Source organism: Pseudomonas sp. ICMP 3272 (genome assembly GCF_001466905.1).
In the GTDB taxonomy this organism is placed as follows: domain Bacteria; phylum Pseudomonadota; class Gammaproteobacteria; order Pseudomonadales; family Pseudomonadaceae; genus Aquipseudomonas; species Aquipseudomonas amygdali.
This window is the reverse complement of the sequence record NZ_LKEK01000094.1, coordinates 1-5244: the sequence shown is the minus strand read 5'-3', so window position 1 is coordinate 5244 and position 5244 is coordinate 1. Positions and strand designations below refer to the sequence as shown.

At 53.2% G+C, this 5244-nt stretch carries 3 protein-coding genes and 2 pseudogenes; all 5 read left to right on the top strand.

Translation table 11 applies throughout. The features are described 5' to 3' along the window. Positions 1-2410, top strand: a pseudogene (locus AO068_RS23305) (DUF637 domain-containing protein); the annotation flags it as partial. Beyond that, entirely contained in the window at positions 2384-3121 is a 738-nt protein-coding gene (locus AO068_RS29845) for a DUF4225 domain-containing protein (RefSeq protein WP_442963737.1), read from the top strand. The pseudogene AO068_RS23305 and the gene AO068_RS29845, both read left to right, overlap by 27 nt. Then, complete coding sequence (locus tag AO068_RS23300) at positions 3108-3338, top strand: hypothetical protein (protein ID WP_003364653.1); 231 nt, start codon at positions 3108-3110, stop codon at positions 3336-3338. The genes AO068_RS29845 and AO068_RS23300 overlap by 14 nt, the downstream gene beginning before the upstream one ends. Positions 3339-3742: 404 nt before the next feature. Continuing rightward, a complete protein-coding gene (locus tag AO068_RS23290) occupies positions 3743-4678 on the top strand; it encodes an IS5 family transposase (protein ID WP_058402436.1) in 936 nt (311 codons plus the stop codon). Positions 4679-4919: 241 nt separating this feature from the next. Then, a pseudogene (locus AO068_RS23285) lies at positions 4920-5244 on the top strand (hemagglutinin repeat-containing protein); the annotation flags it as partial.

The window sequence follows — 5244 nt, the reverse complement described above, 5'->3', positions numbered from 1 at the left end:
CAACGAGGCGCAGTTCAAGTACCTGATGAACAACGCCATTGCCAGCAAACAGCAGTTGAACCTGGCGGTGGGCGTGTCGCTGAGTGCACAACAGGTCGCTGCACTGACCCACGACATCGTCTGGCTCGAAGAGCACGAAGTGAATGGCGAGAAGGTGCTGGTGCCAGTGCTGTATCTGGCTCAGAGGTAACGACGTCTCGCTGATTGCCGGGCAAAACCTCGACAACGTCGGCACTTTGCGTGCGGCCAACAACCTGTCGGCTGCCGCTGGAAATGACCTGGTCAACAGCGGCCTGATAGAAGCTGGCAACCGTCTGGACTTGCTGGCAGGTAATGACCTGATCAACAAATCCGGGGGCATTATCGCCGGACGTGATGTGACACTGACCGCCCTGCGCGGCGATGTCATCAACGAACGTACCGTGACCAGCCATCAGAGCGCTGCGGATGATGCGACCTGGCGTAAGGAACGGCACGTATCGAAGCGGCTAACGACATGACCCTGCAAGCGGGTCGTGACGTGAAAAACACCGGCAGCGTATTGCAGGCTGGTCGTGATTTGAGCATTTCCGCGGGCCGTGACGTCGCTATCGACTCGGCCCAGACCGAGAACGGCCAGACACGCGGCGTGAACTCCAGTAATTCCAGCATCACGCAACTGGGCTCCACAGTCAGCGCCGGACGCGACCTGACGGCCCAGGCCGGCCGCGACATCAACGTGATCGCCAGCAGCATCGACGCCAAACGCGACATCGCGATGGCCGCAACGGAAAACCTGACCCTGTCCTCGGCGGCTGATGAACAGCATTCGTACGGCAAGAGCAAGAAGGTGACCGAGCAGGAAGATCATGTCAGTCAGGTGTCTGCGGACCTGAAAGCGGGCGGCAGTGTGGCTTTGCAGGCAGGGCAGAATCTGGCCGTGATCTCCAGCCGTATTACCGCTGGGAAAGAGGCGTATCTGGTTGCGGGTGAGAATCTGGACATTCTTGCTGCGCAGGACAGTGATTATTCGCTGTACGACATGAAGAAAAAAGGCAGCTTCGGCGCGAAGAAAACTCAGCGTGACGAAGTGACCGATGTGAAAAACGTCGGTAGCGAAATTACTACCGGTGGCGACCTGTTGCTGTCGAGCGGCGGCGATCAGAAGTATCAGGCTGCGAAGCTGAAGAGCGGTAAGGACCTGACGATCGAGAGTGGTGGTGCGGTTACGTTTGAGGGCGTTAAGGACCTGCATCAGGAGAGTCACGAGAAGAGTGACAACAACGCCTTTTGGGTTTCCTCCAAAGGTAAAGGTAATACCGACGAGACTTTACGCCAGAGCGAACTGGTTGCCGCCGGTGAAGTAACCATTAAAGCCGTCAATGGATTGCAGATCGATATCAGGCAGGTTGATCAGCAAACGGTCACCCAGAGCATCGATGCAATGGTCAAAGCCGATCCACAACTGGCCTGGCTCAAGGATGCTGAAAAACGCGGTGACGTGGACTGGCGGCAAGTGAAGGAGATTCACGACTCCTTCAAGTACAGCAACTCGGGTCTTGGTCCAGCCTCGCAAATTATCATCGCGATTATCATGGCTGCTGTTGTGGGGCCTATGGCAATGAGCGCGGTAGGTGCATCCACAGGGGCAGCAGTCACGGCAGGTACGATGAGTGCCAACACTGCAGCGTTCCTCTCAGCGGGCGCAGGTGCTGTTGCAGCGGGTGCTGCTACCAACGCAACGGTCAGCGTTATTAATAACCGTGGAAACCTTGGGGCGGTATTTAAAGATGTAACTTCTTCCGATGCCATAAAAGGGTATGTCATCTCGGGAGTGACGGCGGGTCTGACGGCTGCGTACTTTGATGGTTGGACGGGTACGCATAGTGATCCGAACACCGGCAAGATTGTTGGAGCCAAACTCTCCACTTGGGAAGGCGTGGGTCAGTTTGCCGGTAATCAGGTTCTGCAGAACGGGACGTCAGCGCTGCTGAGTAATGCTCTTGGCAAGGGCGGCAGCGGCAGTGATGCACTCAAGACTGCGTTGTTCAATACCTTGGCGGCGGCGAGTTTCAATGCAGTGGGTGACTATACCTACGGCAAATTTGCGGAGGGTATGCCTCCCAAGGTCATCATTCACGCAATGGTGGGAGGACTGCTGTCAAAGGCTACAGGCGGAGATTTCAGGACTGGTGCGTTGGCTGCAGGTGCCAATGAAGCCTTGGTTGTGTCTTTGGAGAGTTTGGTCCAGAACGATAAAACTCTGCTTCCTATGGCTTCACAAATTGTTGGCGTTTTGGCAGCAGCTTCATCTGACGATGCCAACGCGGACTCAATTGAAAAAGCTGCCTGGATTACTAAAAATGCCACGATGTATAATCGGCAGTCCCATGAAGATGAAGAAATGGCTAAGCGTGACGAGGTGAAGAAAGGAGGGTTCACTAAGGAGAATTTGGACAAGGCATCGTGTTATGTAATTAAGTGCTGGGCACAGTATGATCGGGCTAGTCCGGAATATCGAGATAGTATGATAAAAGAGTCTGACGTTGCAGGGCTTGGTAATGAGCTTATGTGGGTTGATGCCCAGCAGGAGAAGGGACTGTTCAACTATAGCTATATCGATGCCGCTAAAGATCTAGCGACTCGCGATGTTATTCCTTTGGGTACTGAAACGGGATCTATTGTAACTGGTGGGATTAGTGTGGCCTCAGGGTATACTTTATGTGGAAGCGGAGTAGGTTGCGTCTTCGGTGCTCCGATGGTTGCATTTGGCGCTGGTAACGTCGTAGAAGGCGGTACGGGTATTTACAACCACTTTTATGGTGGGGGTGAAGGGTATAATCCTGTAAAAGAGGCATTCTCCCTTCTTCCTGGTAATCTGGGGGGCGTTGTCTACAGTAGCGCCGATTTTGCTCTTTCGCTGGGTGCCGGGCTAGTGAAGGTTCCTTTAAAAATGGGCTTGGCTGATGGTCTGAATAGGCCTAAGTCGATGTTTGGAGTTATGGTGAGTGGCGTGGATAACAACTTCTTTCTACCAGCTATAGGGGCTACTCCTTATGGCACTGCGATGGGTATGTATTTCTATAGTCTCGCAGGAAAAGGAAATAGCATCTATAAAGAGGTTTCTGATGAAAAGAAATAAGTATTTCTATTTTTTGTTTATGTCTTTTGCCTTGCTAAGTATGGTTTTAGGTGTGAGTATATTTTTTGCAATTATAATATCCGCTCTTTTTTCGGTTTTATTTAAGACCGACTCGGCTTGGGTGTATTATGTGGTTGGTGGGCCTCTGGCTATTCTGTTTGCGACTTTTTGGACTATTAAGCGCTGGGCTTTTGTGAAGGCTTTTGTGACGGAATGAATTATCTCCGAAAGGAATATTTGCCGTTCCTCGTCACAAGGGTAGGACATAGCTCGGTGACGGAAAACCGCAGACAGTTGAACAATTTTGATCGTCTTTTAGCGGAGAGGTTGCAAGGAAAGCTGCTGCTAGTGTTGACTAAGTCCAGCCAAGTGCGAGCATTGCCAATGGTTGTATTGAAATGCCCACGCGAAGAAGTGGATGCTCTTGCTAAAGAGTTGGTTGAGTGCATCACAAGTTCTGACCCACTGGCATGCCGTAGAAGGGTGCAAGATGAATATCAGACCTTGAACGATGGCAAAACCGGTGCGGGGCTGCAAGGTTGCAACGCGTCTAGGGAGACTCTGAAAAAGACTTCCTAATTTGGCAAAATCTCCGGACACCAGTCGCCGAGCTTTTCGATGATGAAACAGATGACCTTCGCCGACGCCGAGTATGCCGGCAAGCGCAAGCAGACCCGTAAGGAATTGTTCCTGATCGAGATGGATCAGGTGGTGCCCTGGAAAGGTTTGATTGCCCTGATTGAGCCCTATTATCCAAAAGGAGAAGGTGGCCGGCCCGCCTACCCACTGATGGCGATGCTGCGTGTTCATCTGATGCAGAACTGGTTCGGCTACAGCGATCCGGCGATGGAAGAAGCGCTGTATGAGACGACCATCCTGCGTCAGTTTTCAGGCCTGAGCCTGGAGCGAATTCCAGACGAAACCACCATTCTCAACTTCCGTCGTCTGCTGGAAAAGCACGAGTTGGCGACCGGGATTCTCGGCGTAATTAATGGTTATCTGGGCGACCGTGGCTTGTCGTTGCGTCAAGGCACCATCGTCGATGCCACGTTGATTCACGCGCCCAGTTCGACCAAGAACAAGGATGGCAAATTCGGCGCCAAGGCTCACATCGGCGCCGACGACGAGTCAGGCCTGGTGCACAGCGTGGTAGTAACAGCGGCCAATGTGGCAGACGTCACGCAGGTTGCCAAACTGCTGCACGGCGAGGAAAACGTAGTCTGCGCCGACGCAGGTTACACCGGGGTCGAGAAGCGCGAAGAACACGCTGGGCGCAAGGTCATTTGGCAGATTGCCGCCCGCCGCAGCACTTACAAAAAGCACGGAAAACGCAGTATTTTGTACAAGGCGATCCGCAAAATCGAGAAGGCCAAGGCCCAGGTTCGCGCCAAGGTCGAGCATCCGTTTCGGGTCATCAAACGCCAGTTTGGCTATGAAAAAGTGCGCTTTCGGGGCTTGGCCAAGAACACCGCGCAGATGGTGACGTTGTTCGCCCTGTCAAACCTGTGGATGGCCTGCCGACATTTGTTGGCGAGCGCAGGAGAGGTGCGCGTGTAATGCAGGAAATGGTTACCGCAAAAGGCTTTGCAGCGGCCGAAAGAGCTGAAAAGCGAAGATAATTGAGCAAATTTCGACATGCATCGTTTTTTGAAAAGTGCTGAGGACTCGGTAGCCGGAAAACATCCGGCTACTTCAGACCTTCCCTAGCTAGAGGTTTTCTCTAGTGGTGCAAAAGGAATAGGCGAGGTTTCAGGATCCGCAAAAGACTTCTCAATTGCCGACCGCGTATTTGGTCAGCTCAATCCTGCCGGACACCGGGAAAGTCGAAGGCAAGGAATTCGACCTCAGCGCAACTGTCGTGGTCGGCTTTGGCGGCAGCGTCAGCGGCTCGGTCGGGTACGGTCAGACCAACGGCTCCAAAAACTGGATCGAGGAACAGACCCGCATCACGGCCAAAGACAAGGTCGACATCCGCACCGAGAACCACACCCAACTCGACGGCGCGTTGATCGCTTCCGATAGCGGCAACCTCAAGCTGGACACCAACACGCTGGGCTACAGCGACATCGCAGGCAAGGATAAAGAGCACGGTTACTACCTGAACGTTGGTGGCTCGTACGGTA